Genomic DNA, 16,590 nt, shown 5'->3' on the forward strand with positions numbered 1-16,590 from the left:
CGCACCGAACGTCTCAGCTCCACTCTCTCTCGCCGCCGATGCGGTCTCGGGCAACATGGCGGCCATGTGGGAACAGTGGGGGACCGTAGTCGCCGCACTCATCGGCTTCGGCGGCGTGTTTGTTGGCCTCTTGATTGGCCGTCGGCAGGTGACGGACCAGGCCAAGGTTGAGCACGAGCAGTGGCTTCGTGGGCAGCGTCAAGAGGCATTCGCGCGACTTCTCGATGACTGGGAGACGGCGGTGCGGGCGATGAACGAGGTCATTGATGATGAGGAGAGGCACCGGCGCGCCGAGGAGCGGGGCCACGATTGGGATACAGAGATCGTTCCTGCGATCAGGGAGGCCGTAGCACAGCCCTGGCGACAGGTGTGGCGGTCGGTGGAGCGCGTCGAACTACTCGGTCCGCCAGCAGCGGTCCGCGCTGCCTTCAACATGTACGAAGTAGGAGGAAACGCCGTGTCGGCCCTCCTGGACTTCAGGCACCCGTGGCCGCATGTCGAGCGTGTAAATGCGGCACGGTCTTCTGCGGATATGGCCCGCCGCGACGCCGTTCCGGTGATTGCGCAGGTGCTGCGGGAGGCGCCAAGTCCCCGCAGCCGGCGCGGCCGCTTCTCGCGAACGCAGGCCGTCCGGGGGCGGCTACTGAGCCGTCCTGAACAGGAGTAGGCCCCGGAGCAGGGGGCGCGATGCGCTTTGACCAGGGGCAGCTGGCTGTTCTACGGCCTACGCCAACGACTTGGCGTCCGAGCGCTCGCTGGTCGCGGTCACTGCGAAGACCAACCGGTCGAAGTCCGACCAGGCCCCGGGGACGTGGATGCCGCCCGCCTCATCCGCGGCCTGCACCTACCTCGTCGACTGACCGCCACGAGGCTGCGCTGGGGGCTGTCCGCCGACGAAGCCGAGCAGAAGGCGCTGCTCGAACGGGCCGAGTCGTGCGCCGACTCCACGGTCAGGTACGAAAAGGCCTCGTAGACGAGGGTCCTTCCCTCTGAACGGGGCCGCGCCGCCGGGGCGGCTCCGTGGTGCGGTGCCGCACGCATCCCAGACGCACCACCACACCGCGCCGGCCGCCGCGGCGACCGGGCGGACTCTTCTATCACCGACCCCCTTGACCGCGACCTGATCGTCAGCCGAAACCGCCTGTGTCAAGGACCGCCTCCGCCTGCTGCTGGGAGCGGGCGCCGTCCTTCTCGTTCAGCTCCAGGTCGCTGGTCACGGCGACCAGTTCCTCCGCCGAGGCCATGACCGGCATGGTGCCGCGCAGCCGTACGCCGTGCAGCGCGCTGATGAGCTCGCCGCTGACCTCCCACGCTTGGAGGAGCTGGCCCAGCAGCAGCTTGTGCGCACGGCTCGTCTCGCGCTGCAGGTGGGAGAATCGGAACGCGTAGCTGAACGAGTGCGTCGAGGGCGTCAAGCAGCCGCCGGTATGCCTCCGCCCGGTCTTCCTTGCTGCCCAGCCGGGGCACGCCCGTGGGCCGGTAGCGCCCGATGAGTGCGGAGGCCACGCTGCCCTTAGAGGTCGTTTTTATCTAATGTTTCATCCCGATATGGGATGTTATGTGGTCTTCTTCGTGGCGGCGCAGGGCGCGTTTCTCGACGCCTGCCGGGAGGACCTGTCGTACGCCACAAAGCGGTGGCATCGGTACAAGGAGCGCCGTTTCCTGCGGCAGCAGACCAGCCGCTGACGGGCGCCCGGCGGCAGCGTCGGCCTGGCACAGGGCGCGCCGCCGAGACCATCCGGGGCGAAGAGGAAGCGGCCCCCGCAGACGTCTGAGATCTCGCCGTGCCTGACCGAGCACATCAATCGGTTCAGGGGCTACTCCACTCACGAGATCGGGATCGCCACGGAAGCCTTCGACACCTGCTTCGGCGTCGACTTCAGCACCCTGGATGAGGAGCGGGCTCCGGCTCCCTGACTGGGGTACGGGCCGGTTGGCATCATGAGGGCCATGGACGTGACGAGCGAGCTCACCGAGGACGAGCTGAACGACCGGCTCAGAGACGACGGCCGCCCCGTCGGAGGCGAGGACGACAAGTACCAGCGGTTGCGGTGAACATGCCGGGCACCCGGGCGGGGCCGTCACCCTCCTCTCCCGGGTGCCCGGAGCGTACGGGTTCGCGCCCGCGGTAGCAGGGCCGGATCAGTCCCGGTCCTCCTGGAGTTTCAGCATCTCGAAGAAGCCTCCGGCCTGGTCGATCAGCTCGTCGTAGGTGCCCGTTTCCGAGATCCGGCCCTGGTCGAGGACGATGATCCGGTCGGCGAGGCGGGTGTTGGCCAGCCGGTGTGTGATGAACACCGTGGCCCGGCCTGCAGCGAGGGCCTTGAGGCGGGTGTAGATCCGGTGTTCGGCGCGGGCGTCGAGTGCGGCGGTCGGCTCGTCCATCACGAGGACGGGGGCGTCGCGGTGGAAGGCTCGGGCGACCGCGACGCGTTGCCACTGCCCGCCGGACAGGTCGTGTCCGCCCCACCAGGAGCGGGCCAGTGACGTGTCCAGCCCGTGTGGGAGGGCGGCGATGACGCTGTCGGCGCCGGCTGCCTCGGCGGCAGGGTGTACGGCGGTGTCGCCTTCGGGGCGGGGCTGGCCGAGGGTGATGTTCTCGCGGGCGGCCAAGGGCCAGCGGGTGTAGTCCTGCGGGACGAGCGCGACCTGGGCGAGCACTCCGGCCGGGTCGGCGTCCGCCAGGTCCACCCCGTCCCACCGCACCGACCCACTGGTGGGGAGGAACAGGCCGGTCAGGATGCGGGCGAGGGTGCTCTTGCCGGCGCCGTTCTCGCCCACGAGGGCGATGACCACGCCGCGCTTGAGGTCCAGGTCGATGCCGTCGAGCGCGGGCGCGTTGGCACCGGGATACGTGAAGGAGACGCCCTCGGCGGTGATGACCTGCGGCCCGTCCTCGGCGACGGTCGCGGTGCCGCGACGGGTCGTCCACGGCTTGGCCACGGCCAGGAAACGGGCCCAGTCGCCCAGGGACAGCGAGGTACGGAACAGCCGAGCCCCCGCCCGCACCGTCGTGGCGAGCGCCGCTCCCGAGGTCCGCACCGCCAAAGCGGCGGTCCCCGCGACCGCGAGCTCCATGCGGCCACTCGCCACCAGGAGCACGAGCACGGCCCACGTGACGACGGTGCCCACCGCGGTGAGCGCGTCACCGACGCCTTGGACCACCAGGGCCTGCCGGGTCGCCTTGAGCTGTTCGGCCTCCAGGCGGCCAGAGACGAATCGGGGACCGTCCCTGCGCGCGCGGGGCTGCATCACGCCCCCGCCGGGGCGATCTGCCCGGTGTGGGGACCGCCCCCGCGTGCGGGGCTGCACGACCACGGACACCAATACGTCGTCATCGACTCGGGACCGTCCCTGCGCGCGGGGGCTGCACTCGCTGGCCTGCAGCGCAGCGTTCAGAACATGGCCGACGTGCCCACTTTCACCGATTGCGACAAACGCCCTATAGCTACAGCGAGGTGCCCGCGTTGGGACGGGTGGCTCGGTTTCCCGGCCACGGTGACCTGCCTGTGTGGGGCAAGGCCTGCCTGCTTCCGTCTCCGAACGCGGAGGGTTTCCTGCCCTTGCCGCATGCGGCTGGTGCAGTCCACAGACGCTCTACTCCCCCATCCAGGGGACGAGGCCACCTCGCAAGGAGGGAGCCAGGACTCGAACATAGCTGAATGCTCCGATTTCAGCCTTAAAGGACACAAGCAAACTTTCCAGGGCAATCGTTGTCAGTGGTGGATGTCAGGCTCCACCTCATGACCATCAGCGAGAACACCACGACCATCGTCGTCCGCGAGCCACTGGACCCCACCCCCGAGCAGGTGCTCGTCCTGAAGCGCTACGCGAACGCCTCCCGCGCGAGCTTCAACTTCGCCTACGGGCTCAAGCACGAGGCGCAGCAGCGGTGGGTGCGGGGCCGGGACCGGTTGGTGTCGGAGGGGCTGAGTCGGGAGGAGGCGGACCGGAGGGCTCCGATGGTGTTTGTGCCGCGGGGGTCGGATGTGCAGCGGATCTTTCTCGCGGTCCGGGAGCAGCCGCTGGCGGGGCCGCTTCGGGAGGGGGAGAGCGAGCATCGGCGGATGTTCCGGTGGTGGGCGGGGGTGAACGCGATCGTGTGTCAGCAGGCGTTTCGGGATGCGGATACGGCGTTCGCGAACTGGCGCAGCTCCGGTCGGCGTGCCGGGGAGGGGGTGGGGTATCCGCGGCCGAAGCGGGTGGGGCGGTGTAGGGATTCGTTCCGGATGACGAGTGTGCGGCTGGTGGGGTCGGATCTGCGGCATGTGCGGATCGGTGGGGAGAAGGACCCGGCCGGTCAGCGGGCGTTGATCGTGCGGTTGCACCGGCCGGCGCGGCGGCTGGCCCGGGCGATGGCCCGGGGCGGGGTGGTGAAGATGGTGACGGTCGCGCGTGAGGGCAGTCAGTGGTGGGCCTCGTTCAACGTCCGCATCGTCCTCCCGCCGCCCGCCCAACCGTCCCGTCGGCAGAGAGAGGCCGGGACGGTGGGGGTCGACCTGGGGGTGGCGGTGTTCGCGGCGACGTCGGAGCCGGTCCTCACGGCCGCCGGCAAGGAGCAGCTGTTCGTCAACCCACGTCATCTGGACAACGCGCGCCGGCAGCTGCACAAGTGGCAGCGGCGGATGGCCCGGCGTCATGTGAAGGGGCTGCCGGCGCATCGTCAGAACGCGGGGTGGCGGGAGGCCCGGGACCAGGTCGCGCACCTCATGGGGCTGGTCGCGCAGCGGCGTGCTTCGACCCAGCACCTGCTGTCCAAGCAGTTGGTCACGCAGTTCGAGCACGTGGCGCTCGAAGACCTGCGGGTGAAGAACATGACCCGTACGGCGCGCGGCACCATCGAGGCGCCGGGGCGGAACGTGGCGGCGAAGGCGGGGTTGAACCGGGCGATCCTGGACGTCGGGTTCGGGAAGATCCGGCGTCAGATCGAGTACAAGGCGAAGTGGCACGGCGTGACGGTGACCGCGGTCAACCCTGCCTACACCTCGCAGACCTGTCACCGGTGCGGGCACGTCGACCGCAAGAGCCGCCGTACCCGCTCCCTCTTCGAGTGCACCCGGTGCGGACACGTCACCCACGCCGACATCGGCGCCGCCCACAACATCAAGCACCGTGCCCTCGCCCCGGACGCCAACGAAGCTCGCTAGGACTGCGTGAACGGCGGCCTCCGCGGCGGCCAGGGCCTCCTCCTCGTCCTCCCACAGCTCGAACGGAACGTCATCAGGAGACCCGGAAGGCAGGTGCGAGATCATCACACTCCTCCAACCGCTGGAAGCAGCCGTAAGCCACCCCCAGGCCCGCCGTCTCTACCTGGTCTTGGCCTTCCTGGCGCTCGCGTTCCCGGGCCTCGTGCTCGCGGGCGCGGTGCTGGGGTCAGGGGTGAAAGCGGCAGGTCTGCCAGCGTCGGCCGGTCCGGCTGATGAGCCCGAGCTCCTCCAGGCGCCCGAGCTGGTAGGCGACCGAGCTCGTGCTCGACAGGCCGACCCTGGCACCGATCCACCGGATCGAGGGCCCCTCTCCGTGCTCGGCGATCCACTCCCCCACCACGCTCAGGACCGCTTCCTGCCGCAGCGACAACCCGGTGGCCCGGCGACTCACGCCGATCGCTCCCTGCGTGGCCAGGAGGCGGGCCGCCGGGCGCCGGGTCGCCCGTAAGGCCGGTGCCTCAGCGCCGTGCGTCGCCGGGTGCGAGGAGGCAGGTCAGCTCGGAGATCGCCCTGTGGAAGAGCTTGAAGTAGCGGCGGACGTTCTCCGGATTCTGGCGCCGGGACTTCGCCATCAGCATGGCACCTTGTACACCGAGCGATGCGCGCCGTCGGCCGGCAGCTGGCCGAGCTCCGCGAGCGAATCGGCCTTCCGCCCGGTGAGTACGCCGCCGATCCGGACCGGGGCACGGCGAGCGACCGCTCGCATCGCCGATGCTGCCTCGGAGGCCCGAGCGGCAGGGTCTCGGGCCCGGATACCGAGGCATCCGAATCCCTCCGAGCCGCACGGTGACGCCGGGGCGCTGTGGGCGGTCAGGTCGCATGACCGGGTACGGGTGCGGCCGGAAGCGGCCCAAGTACGGACCGGTACCCCTCTACCGTACGGGGCTGACAACCGGCTTGCTTTGGGCGGAACTTCGAATCGCCGCTCTCCTACACGTGTGCGTACGCCGAGCTCGCCGGCGCGCAGCGCCAGCCGGAAGCCCTCGGCGCGGTGACCAGCACACCTCGCCTCTTGAAGATGTCTGCTGCAGCCCCCACCCCACCGCCACCACTCGATAGGGTGAACTGGCCGAGGGCCGCCTCGGCCCTCGGCACCCATCAGGTGCGGTGTGGGTGTCCTGGGACGAGCAGGGGGTTCGGGTGACGGACGTTTCGCCCGTGCAGGCGCTGACCCGAGCGACGGCCGTTGGTGGGCGGGTGGCCGACCTGGTGAAACGGGAGCCCAAGGGAGAAGATCAGACGTGCCCCTGGGAACTCGTCGTGACCCTCAGCGAGAGCACCGGGGATCGCGCCGCCGCCGCGTGGATCATCGCCGACGAGATCATGCGGGAACGTACCGGCGGGCGTGCCCCGACCTACGGAAAGTGGCTCGCAGCCACTTTGAGCGGCTCGCAGCTGACCGGGAAGGATCGCGTACTGGTGAAGGCCTTCGCGGAACCCGTCTTCGAAGCGGTGGCCGCGAAGAAGGACGGCAACCACGGACTGGCTGGGTACGTCGGTGAGTGGCTCTGGTATCTGCTGCTCCGCGACCTGCCCGAGGATCCGGCGCGCAGTGTGGAGATCCTCGGACCGCCGAAGGCCGCCGTGAACGACGGGGGCAGCGACGGACTCGTCGTCTACCGGGAGCGTGCAGGGGCATGGGGCTTCTCCTTCCGTCTGTGGGAGATGAAGAAGTACACCGGGCAGGCTGGTGACCCGGGTGGGGCGATCCGCAAGGGCTGGACGCAGCTCAGCAGCAAGGGGGCGACCTACCTGGGGATGCTCTCCCGGGGCGACAAGCTGCTCCGTGATGACACCCGGGAGTTCGTGGGCAGTCTGGCCGAGCAGTGGGTCGAGGAGGAGGAGTCGGCAGGTGCCGGTGTGAGCGTCGCGCTGAATGCCACGGCGATCCCGACCAAGGCCTTCCACCTCGCGCACGAGCACTTCACCACCCACAAGCACCCCGGTGCGCTGCAGGGCTTGGTGGTGGCGATCGATGATCTTGAGGGTTTCGCACATGAGGTGAGGGAGTACGTGTGGACCGCACTCTAGATCCGGCGGTACTCGCCGCCGCCCTGGGCAACTACCACCCCGGCGGCGTCCTTCCCTCGGCGCAGGAACTGCTGGCGGCCATCACCGATCTGGAGATCGCCGCCTTCCGTGGGGACCAGGAAATCCCGGACGATGTGCTGGCGACTGCGTGGCTTCTGCACGGTCTGGCGGCGGTCGAGCCCGAGACGTCGGGGTTCGACCCGGTGCGGGCCCGGCAGGCTCTCGCGGTCAGCGCGCACGTGATGGACCTGGCCCTGGCTGACGAGCGGCACTCTCCCGACGAGCGGTTGAGGATCGCCTTCGCCGCCCAGGCCGGGTACCGCAGGTGTGAGCAGGAGCCCAACGCCACAGCCGTCTACCGGCAGGTCAAGGACCTGGTGGACTACGCCTCATCGCTCCCGGCGCACCTCGACACGCTGGCCGTGGAGGCCGGTGTCGTGTTCCTGGCGTTCGACCGGCCCGACCTGAACCGGGCCCTGTCCGCCTGGCGCCGCCAGTTCGCCGAGCTGCGGGCGCTGATGAACGACGAGCCGCTGGCGGGCACGATGTACGGACCCGCCGAGGCCGTGGTCGAGGCGGTTCATCTCCTGCGTCTGTTCCTCTCGTTCGGTGATCTGGACCGCCTGCAGGCCGCACAGGATCTGCTGGGCAGCGTGCTGGACGGGCGTGCCGGGCGCGGTGATCCGACCGCGAGGTGGGTCGCGGCCCACCTTCTCGGGCTGAGCGGCGAGATGGCCGCCAGCAGCCTGTACACGCTGCTTCCGGAGGGAACGCCGGATGCGGTGGCCCGGACGTTCGCGGTGTCCGATCCGCCGGTCATGACCCTGTGGCGGCCGCAGCGTCAGTTGTTGAACCTGGACCGGGGAAACCCGGTCTCCCCCGGCACCGGCCGGAGCCTGATCAGCGTGCCGACCAGTGCGGGCAAGACGCTGATGGCCCAGTTGGTCATCTGTTCCCACCTGGCGCAGAAGCCCGGTCGTGTGGTCTACGTGTCGCCGATGCGCAGTCTCGGCCGGGAGATGCGGGCCGCGCTGCGTGGCCGGCTACGGCTGATGCAACGCAAGCTGGTCGCCGAACAGCCGGACTTCCCGCTCGCCGACGGCAGCGGGTCCCTCGTCGGGGACGTGGACGTCGTAACCCCGGAACGGCTCATGCACATGATCCGCCACAACCCGGGCGAAGCCCTGGACGACGTCAGCCTCGTGGTCGTCGACGAGGCCCACCACCTCACCCAAGGCCGGCGCGGCTTCGTACTGGAGAGCCTGCTCGCTCTCCTGCGGACCCGCTCCGAGATCCGGCTCGTGCTGCTGTCGGCCGCTGTCGGCAACCGGGCCGCCCTGGCGTCGTGGCTGGACCCGACGCAGCCAGCGCAGGAGGTGTACTTCACTGACGACTGGCGCGGCCCCCGGCGGATGCACGGCCTTATGTACCCGCAGCTGCTCAAGGACCAGGCCGAGCTCATCCCACGCAAGCCGAGCAAGAACCACCCCTCCACCACCCGGGCCAATGTGCCGGTGGCCGCCCGGCTCGATGTCCGGCCGACCGCCGCCAGCCGCACTTTCGGTCTGACCACTCCCAATGTCGGCACCCGGTCCTACGCCTCCCGCGACGCCTGGCAGTGGAACCGGAACACCAAGCTCACCGGTGGCCCCGCAGACTACGAGGTGTTCGCCGCCGGCACCGCCGGCCTGACCCGTGCTGGCAGCGTCCTGATGGTCGTCGCCAGCAAAACCCTCGCCAGGAGCGCCGCCGCCGCCATGGCCAAGCATCTGGACGTGCGCCCCGAGGCGGCTGCGCTCACCGAGTTCCTGTCCGAGACCCTCGGCGAGCAGCACCCCCTGGTCGCCTGCGCCCGCAATGGCGTGGCCTTCCACCACGGAGACCTTCCCGACGACGTCCTCCACGCCGTCGAGCAAGGGCTTCGCGAAGGAGACCTGCTGGCCATCGCCAGCACCACTATCCTCACCGACGGCGTCAACCTCCCGGTACGTACCGTCATAATCAATCACACGGTCGAGGGCGACTACGCGCGCGCCGGTCAGCGCAGCCTCAGTCCTGCGGAACTACTCAACGCCATCGGCCGCGCCGGGCGGGCCGGGCGTGAGAGCGAGGGGTGGGTCATTCTCACCCGCCCCTACCCGCCGCGGCCGGCGGAGTTCGACATCCTCACCCCCGACTCCGAACAGCTCACCGTTACCTCTGAACTGCTCAGCGCGGACGCGCTGGGGGCCTTGGAACAGGCCGAGGGCCAGCTACGCCTCTTCCATGACCTCCTGTTCGCTGTGATGGATAGTGTCGCGGCCGACTTCGTCGCGTTCGTGTGGCTCGTCCTGCAGACCCATGCTGAGACCCTCGACGCACCCGGCGACCGACTGGAACCGGTGCGCTCGTTGCTCGCGATGGAGCAGGCCACTGACGAAACGGTCCCGGCCCGCTGGATGGCGCTCGCACAGAAGGTCGCCACCATCTACGACACCACCGACCCCGTCTCGGCACGACGCTGGGCCAGCACCGGCACCAGCATCGGCTCTGCGCGCCTGCTCGACATCGTCGCCCAAGACCTCGCGGAGCAACTGGTCGCCCAAGCGGGCCCCGTAGGCGCTCTGGACGAGATAAGCGTCTTCTTCGGGCCACCCGAGTGGCCGCTGGAGCAGACCCTGGACTTCCTGTCCGAGCACGGCGTCTTCGACAACCTCCTGCTACTGCCCGAAACGAGGGGATGCTGGGACTTCAAGAAGAAGCTCGCCGTCGACGTGCCGATCAGCGGCGCGATCCGGGACTGGATTTCCGGCACCCCCATCCCGGAACTGGCGCGCACCTGGATGGCCGACAGCCAGCCGTCCGATCCCCGGCCGCTGGAGCAGGCCGTGCGCAGCATCAGCACGGCCTTCGAGCACGCGATCAGCTGGACAGCCGGTGCCTTGATCAACCTCGTCAACACCCATCCGCTGCTCACCCCCACCACGCCCCGCTTGTTCGCGCACACGGCCTGGCACATCCGGCACGGCGTCGATACCGAGCAGGCAATCACCTTGCTCACCTCCGGGATCACCTCCCGACGTCTGGCCCATGAGATCGGCCTGGCCGCGGCCGATGCCGGCATCAGTTCCGGCGGCCTGCGCAGCTGGCTCGCCGACCAGCAGATCGACGGCTGGATGACCGCGTACAAGACCAACGCGTACGAGATCGAGGACCTCCTCGACTACGTGAGCACACCGGCCAACCCGCTTGAGCACCTACTGAAGGGACGCCCCGTGACCACCCCTCTCGCACGGGTGGAGCCGGGCGCCGTGGACGGGCCCATCAGCCTGACGCGCCCGGGGAAAAAGCCGGCGCCCATCAGAATCAGCCGCGACGGCGTCCAGATCGCGACCATCCCCGCCGCCCGGCATCACGCCGTCCTCACCATGATCGACAGCGGCCTCGACCTCACCCACCGCCTTGAATCCGGGCAGCTCGTCACCACCCTGACCGGAGCTGGCCCCTGAAGCGCCGAGGCCGAAGGAGTGCCGGCGCGCCTCTCCTGCCCGCCCTGCGGGCTTTTGTCAGAAGAGTGGGAGTTGGGCGCGACCGGCCTTGTTGGCCCGTGTCCGTCGCACGGAAGAAGGGATGCTTGGTCGGCCGCTCCAGCGATCAGGTCGCAGGATGGTCCGCCCGGGCTCCGGTCTTACCGTTCCGGCCAGAGTGGCGATCGTGGTCTCGACGAGCGCGACGACAGCGGTGGGAGTGACGAGGCTGGCGTCGAAAGTCTCGGTCCAGCCGTTCGGCATGATGTCCCGGCTGAGATGAGGGTCGTGGCCGGCTTCGCGCAGGTGCTGGAGAACGGCTTGCTCGACTGCGTGAGCCTCGACTCCGGTGGTGAAGTGCCAGTCCTGAACGAGTACCCAGCCGGAGCGGCGGTGGTGGGCGACCCGTTCGTTGCGGCCTGCGGTGCCGCCGATCCCGACCTTCACCGCGCTGTGCTGGTGATGCTGCATGACGTAGACGCGGGCAGGGGCGATGAGGTCGAATCCGTGGCTGGCGCAGAACCGGCACCCTCCACCGCTGCGGATCTTCATGAGCGTCGGGGTCACCTCGCCGCCGCAGGCCGTGCACCGGCACCGCCACGGCGTCACCGAGGTGACGAACGGCTCCAGGGGCTCCAGTCCGGCCGCGCGCATGTCGGCGGCCGCGATCTCAGGGTCCGTCCTCCTTGCCGCAGCCGCTCTCAAATCGGCACAGCGCCGACACCCCCCTTGCCCTGCCAGGATGCCTCCGAGGGATGGCGAGGTCTCCCGCCCGCAGCCGGTGCACCGGCACCTCCACGCCGTGTGGCGGCGGCCGGAATACGCCTCCAACGGCTCCAGGCCGGCTGCGCGCATGAGGGCTTCGGCCTCGTCCGGCGGCCAGCGACGACGTCCGCACGGCTTCGGTGAGCAGTATCGGCATGCCCGTAGGCCGCGGCGCAGGTTCTGCAACCGGATCTCGACGTCGCGGCCGCAGGTGTCGTGCCGGCAGACCCACAGCCCGGCCGGGCCGGGATAGCGATCGAGCGGTGTGAGCCCGAACGTCTGGAGTTCGGCGGTGGCCTGCTCGCCGTCGGTGCGGGGCCGCTCCCGCCGGCGGGCCCATGCCTGGCTGATGCCCGCCCCGGCCTTCTTACGACCACACGGGTGACAGCCACCCTGGCCGCGCTTGATCGACCCGTGGGTCGGCGACACAGTGGCCCCACAGGCCGTGCAACGACACGGCCACGGAGTCTCTGTGCCCGGGTAGGGCTCCAGGGGGTCCAGTCCCGCTGCGCGCATCAGGGCGGCGGCGTCTGCGGGGTCGACCCGGGCGTTCGGCGCGCACCACCGGCAGATCCCGACGCCGCGCTTCACGTTGGAGTACCGGGCCTTCACCTCCCGCCCGCACACCTCGTGTCGGCACCGCCAGTGGCTCATCGCCCCGGGGTAGGGCTCCAGCGGCTCCAGGCCGGCTGTGCGCATCAGGGCTTGTGCTTCCTCCGGCGGGATCGGCGCCTTGCCCGCGCAGTACCGGCAGCCGCCCTGCCGGCCGGAGGCAATGTTTCCCAGCCGCGGCGTCACCTCCCGCCCGCACGCCTCGTGGCGACAGCGCCACGGCATACCTGCACCCGGGTAGGGGTCCAGCGGCTCAAGTCCCGCCATCCGCATGATCACAACCGGATCCCGCGGATCCTTCCGTGGACGTCCCCTCGCCATCCTGACCTCCCGCCAGCACCATTGCCCAGCAGGAGGATGCCATCGACCACTGACATCGCCGCCACGCGCGGCGGGCCGCCCATCGTCTCCAGCCTCGTCGTCCCACACCGCAAGCGCCCCGGCAGGGCCCTGCTTCGCGGCGAGCAAGAAGGACAACGCCGCGGCGACCGTGCCCGGCCGGGCACGGGAGCGCAGACGCTCCGCCCGCCGCGCGGCCCGGACCGAGCGGCCAGTGCTCCGGCGGCGAGCCGGGCCCGCTTGTACGGGGCCGCCGTGCGTTTGCGGGTCAGCGCACGCAGCACCGCCTGGTCCTCGGTGTCGCCCTGATACAGGGCGCGCAGGTCGGCGGTCATCCTCCGGCCGCGTCCGGCCGGGCGGGCGGGCGGGCGAGGTCGTCTACGACCGCCTGCACGATTCGTTCGTCCCGGCCGGGCTCGTAGGGGCGGCCGCGCAGGGCGTAGGCGAGGTGGCGGCGGGCTTCGGCGAAAAGGTGGTGGCGTGCGAAGGCGTCGCACACCACGTACCTACCTGGACGTCGGCCTGGCGCAGCACTCACCAGGGCTGGTTCCCGCCCTGCTCTGCTGAATGACCTGACCTACAACCGGCGCTGGAGCCACCAGAAGCCGAGCCCTACGAGGCCCGCTCCAGTGGCATAGGCGGCGCCGCGGAGAGCACTTGAGAGCAGCGCATGGCGTCGGCGCGCAAGCCAGACCTTTGCACGGCGAACCCGCTGGGTCCGGGCTGTCGTCGGATCGGCTTTGTGGCTGCTGTACACGAAGTACTCCGTTTCTCGGTGCTGGCGGAAGTCAGACGGGGGCTGGATGCCTCCCCCCAGTCAGAAATTCACTGGGGGCGTGCGCCCTCCGTTGAGCAATTTGATGATGTACCTGCGCCGGGAGTGCGTGCCTGGGTTGGATGTTGTTCTGCTGACAACGTTGGGTTGTTCGGAACATCCCCTGAAAGGACACCGAGGGTGACTGGTGTGAAGCGGCCAGGCCGTCCGTGGACGGCCGCTAGGGGGTCTTGTACAGAAATAAATGATCTTATCGGTATTGTCAGATCATGGCTGGACGAAGCAGAACTGAGCGTTTCGCAGTTGCATGCGAAGCTTGTCGCGGATCACTTCCACGATGCGGTGGTTCCCCCGCTGAGGAAACTGCGCGAACGGCTCGCTGGCGATGGTCTGACATGGGACCTGGTTGAGGCCGTCGCGGACTCGTGTTTTCACAGCGAATCCCTAGCAGTGACGTCCCACCGCATGGAAGCCGCTCGGGCCCTGTGGGAGGCAGCCCAGACTCAGCCCACCGTGCTAGCCCCCGACGGCGAGCCTGCGGTATCCGTGCGAGAAGTCTTCCAGGCGCAGGAGCGGGCCCTTAGCGCCTTGGAAGAACTCAACCGAGTCCGCAAGGCGTATGAGTCCAGCGAGCGCGCTCGTAACCAGTCGCTTCAGGTCGCCACTATTCTCTTCAATCTCCTCGGGCAGGCGCAGGCCCAGATTTCTGGCCTAACTAGGCGTCTGGAGGCATTGACTGCGACTCCGGGCATCTCGGACATCGGGCCCCTGGAGCACCGCCTGGGACGCGCTACTGCCCAGCGCGAAGACCTTCAGTTGCACCTCGCTCGAGCAGAAGCGGAACGGGTAAGGGCTCAGGCCCTCGCGGACATGGCGGCACGTCGGATTCTCGTGCTGGAAGCCGAGATTCAGGAGCTCCGGACCGCAGGTAACCCCGGCGTCTCGTCGGAGCCGGCCTCCAACATCGAACTTCCCCGACAGCTCACCAGCCCGTCCGACGAGGACAGCACCCTTGACCGAGTGGATGAAGCGCTCCAGACCGCCCGCTTCGTGCTCGACCGTGAGCATGACACCGTGGATGAGATTGCTGATGAGCTGGGGTGGCGCGGCTCTCTTGCGGACTCCCACCAAGTCGGGCCGGAGTTCGTGCATCCTGAGATGCACGAGGTCGCCAGGTGGGCCCCCGGTGACGAGGGTTTGTCCCGAACAACCCTGAACAACCGGCCCACCAGCGCTGATGGGGCGGGAGCCGAGCTAGTTGCGCGTAAGAACGCAGATCGATTTCGGTTCGTGGGTGCCGCGACGCGCCGTATCTCCCGCGGAATCGGCCTGGACGAAATCGTGCTGGGGCTATGCCGGGCCAGTGTGCCGACGTTCTCCGACGCTGTACTCGTCTACCTCCGCGATCCGCTGCCGGTCGGCGAGGAGCGGCCGGTCAATCCGTTCGTGCTGCGCCTGCGCCGCGTGGAACAACGGGAGGGTGACGCTGATGTATCTAAAGCAGGCGATAGGCCCATTCCTGAAGCGATCGAGGTCCGCACGAACACTGCACTGGCTGAGCTGCTGCGGGACGCACGGCCTGTGTTCGGGCATTCCGCTGTTGCTCAAGCTGCCCTTCCGGAGCTGATGGGCCCCGATCGAACCGAACTCACTGAACGTCATACGATTCTGGCGCCGCTGCGTGGACGGCGGCGGGTGATCGGCACCGTTGTCTTCCAACGCGAGTCAGGGCGAGGGGCCTTCGAGTTGGACGATCTACTGGCCGCCGCCCAACTCGCTTCCCAAACAGCACTCGGCATCGACAAGGCCCTCTTGTTCGGCCGCGAGGCGTACATCGCGGACGAACTTCAGCGCACCATGCTGCCCCACTCGCTCCCCCAGCCCACCGGCGTCCGGCTCGCCTCCCGCTACCTCCCTGCCTCCGCGTCGGCTCAGGTCGGCGGCGACTGGTACGACGCGATCCCGTTACCCGGAAGTCGGGTCGCCCTGGTCGTCGGTGACGTCATGGGCCACTCCATGACCTCTGCCGCGATTATGGGCCAGCTCCGCACCACGACCCAGACACTGGCCGGTCTCGACCTGCCCCCGCATGAGGTGCTGCATCACCTGGACGAGCAGGTACAGCGGCTCGGCATCGACCGCTTGGCTACCTGCCTCTACGCGGTGTACGACCCGGTCGCGCACCGCCTCACTATCGCCAACGCGGGCCACCCGCCGCCCGTCCTGCTCCACATCGACGGACGGGCCGAGGTACTGCGGTTGCCGCCGGGCGCACCGATCGGGGTCGGTGGGGTCGGTTTCGAGGCCGTCGAGCTGGACGCCCCTGCAGGGGCGACACTCCTGCTTTACACGGATGGCTTGGTAAAGTCCCGGGCACGGAACGTATGGATCGGCATCGGAACGCTGAGGGAACGGCTCGCCGCCGCCGCAGCCCACCTGGCAGACCCGCACCAGCCCCCGCCGTTGGAGGCCCTCTGCGACAACGTGCTGGACATGCTCGGCCCGGGTGACCGCGACGACGACATCGCGCTGCTGGCCGCCCGCTTCGACGGGATCGCGCCGAGCGACGTCGCGTACTGGTTCCTGGAGCCGGACGAGTCCGCCCCCGGCCGGGCCCGCCGGCTGGCCCGCAGGGCGCTCGGCCGCTGGGGCCTGGACGACCTCTCGGACTCGGTGGAGCTCCTGATCAGCGAGGTGGTCACCAACGCCGTGCGGTACGCGGAACGCCCGGTGACCCTGCGCCTGCTGCGCACCGACACCCTGCGCTGCGAGGTCGGCGACGACTCCCCGCAGCTGCCCCGGCAGCGCCGAGCCAAGGACATGGACGAGAACGGCCGCGGCCTGTTCCTGGTCAACCGTCTGGCCCGCCGCTGGGGCGCCATCCGCCTGTCGACCGGCAAAGTGGTGTGGTTCGAAATGAGTCTGACGCCAGAATGAATGAATGCCCTTTGCCTTACGGACGTGCCTGAACCGCTCCGGGTCTGTTGGAGGCTCGATTCCCTGAGAGAGGATCGAGTTCGTGGCCCGTCCTTCCCCTTACCCTGCCGAGCTTCGTGAGCGTGCGGTGCGCATGGTCGCGGAGATCCGCCCCAACTACCCGACTGAGTGGGCCGCGATGAAGGCGGTCGCCGCGAAGCTGGACATCGGTGCCGCCGAGACGGTGCGGACCTGGGTCCGCAAGGCTCAGGTCGACGCCGGCCATCGCCCGGGTGTGACCTCGGAGGAGGTCGCGGAGATCAAGCGGCTGAAGGCCGAGAACGCCGAGCTGCGGAGGGCGAACGAGTTCCTCAGGGTGGCCTCGGCTTTCTTCGCGGCCGAGCTCGACCGGCCGTCGAAGCGCTCCTAGCGTTTATCG

General features: G+C 69.2%; 12 protein-coding genes and 1 pseudogene. 8 read left to right on the top strand and 5 right to left on the bottom strand.

Going from position 1 to position 16,590, the window contains the following annotated elements:
- Positions 1–64: 64 nt before the first annotated feature.
- On the top strand, positions 65–667 hold the full coding sequence (locus FKN01_RS27570; protein WP_143625260.1) for a hypothetical protein: 603 nt from the start codon (positions 65–67) through the stop codon (positions 665–667).
- Positions 668–722: 55 nt separating this feature from the next.
- Positions 723–973: pseudogene (locus FKN01_RS27575) on the top strand (hypothetical protein); the annotation flags it as partial.
- 154 nt (positions 974–1,127) lie between these two features.
- Here the strand turns inward: FKN01_RS27575 and FKN01_RS27580 are convergent.
- Positions 1,128–1,415, bottom strand: a complete 288-nt coding sequence (locus FKN01_RS27580) for a hypothetical protein (protein ID WP_260697029.1) — start codon at positions 1,413–1,415, stop codon at positions 1,128–1,130.
- Between the two features lie 133 nt (positions 1,416–1,548).
- On the opposite strand from FKN01_RS27580, the gene FKN01_RS32670 reads away from it, so the two are divergent.
- Complete coding sequence (locus tag FKN01_RS32670) at positions 1,549–1,686, top strand: hypothetical protein (RefSeq protein ID WP_185993008.1); 138 nt, start codon at positions 1,549–1,551, stop codon at positions 1,684–1,686.
- Between the two features lie 456 nt (positions 1,687–2,142).
- On the opposite strand, the gene FKN01_RS27585 is transcribed toward FKN01_RS32670, so the two are convergent.
- Positions 2,143–3,252, bottom strand: coding sequence for an ABC transporter ATP-binding protein (locus tag FKN01_RS27585; RefSeq protein WP_260697030.1), 1,110 nt, complete (start codon positions 3,250–3,252; stop codon positions 2,143–2,145).
- Positions 3,253–3,809: 557 nt separating this feature from the next.
- On the opposite strand from FKN01_RS27585, the gene FKN01_RS27590 reads away from it, so the two are divergent.
- The gene (locus FKN01_RS27590; protein WP_185993009.1) at positions 3,810–5,147 is read left to right on the top strand and encodes an RNA-guided endonuclease TnpB family protein; all 1,338 of its coding nucleotides are present in this window, start codon (positions 3,810–3,812) and stop codon (positions 5,145–5,147) included.
- A gap of 226 nt (positions 5,148–5,373) precedes the next feature.
- Here FKN01_RS27590 and FKN01_RS27595 read toward each other — a convergent pair whose 3' ends face one another.
- Positions 5,374–5,598 (bottom strand): hypothetical protein, encoded by a 225-nt coding sequence (locus FKN01_RS27595; protein WP_143625264.1) that lies wholly within the window; start codon positions 5,596–5,598, stop codon positions 5,374–5,376.
- A 722-nt stretch (positions 5,599–6,320) separates the two neighbouring features.
- Between FKN01_RS27595 and FKN01_RS27605 the strand changes: the two genes are divergently transcribed.
- Both FKN01_RS27605 and FKN01_RS27610 read left to right on the top strand, forming a co-directional pair.
- A complete protein-coding gene (locus FKN01_RS27605; RefSeq protein ID WP_260697031.1) occupies positions 6,321–7,238 on the top strand; it encodes a hypothetical protein in 918 nt (305 codons plus the stop codon).
- A complete protein-coding gene (locus FKN01_RS27610) occupies positions 7,223–10,726 on the top strand; it encodes a DEAD/DEAH box helicase (RefSeq protein WP_143625266.1) in 3,504 nt (1,167 codons plus the stop codon). Before FKN01_RS27605 ends, FKN01_RS27610 begins: the two co-directional genes overlap by 16 nt.
- A 57-nt stretch (positions 10,727–10,783) precedes the next feature.
- Here FKN01_RS27610 and FKN01_RS32675 read toward each other — a convergent pair whose 3' ends face one another.
- Entirely contained in the window at positions 10,784–11,938 is a 1,155-nt protein-coding gene (locus FKN01_RS32675; RefSeq protein WP_185993012.1) for a GIY-YIG nuclease family protein, read from the bottom strand.
- Positions 11,939–12,791: 853 nt separating this feature from the next.
- Positions 12,792–12,962 carry a hypothetical protein gene (locus FKN01_RS33735; RefSeq protein ID WP_398933290.1) on the bottom strand — a complete coding sequence of 57 codons (171 nt, stop codon included), beginning with the start codon at positions 12,960–12,962 and terminating at the stop codon, positions 12,792–12,794.
- Positions 12,963–14,309: 1,347 nt separating this feature from the next.
- On the opposite strand from FKN01_RS33735, the gene FKN01_RS27635 reads away from it, so the two are divergent.
- Both FKN01_RS27635 and FKN01_RS27640 read left to right on the top strand, forming a co-directional pair.
- Positions 14,310–16,172, top strand: coding sequence for a SpoIIE family protein phosphatase (locus FKN01_RS27635; protein ID WP_398933303.1), 1,863 nt, complete (start codon positions 14,310–14,312; stop codon positions 16,170–16,172).
- Between the two features lie 127 nt (positions 16,173–16,299).
- A complete protein-coding gene (locus FKN01_RS27640) occupies positions 16,300–16,581 on the top strand; it encodes a hypothetical protein (protein WP_398933292.1) in 282 nt (93 codons plus the stop codon).
- Positions 16,582–16,590: the final 9 nt, after the last annotated feature.

Origin of the sequence: Streptomyces sp. 130, assembly GCF_007096885.1 — a bacterium.
Lineage (GTDB): Bacteria > Actinomycetota > Actinomycetes > Streptomycetales > Streptomycetaceae > Streptomyces.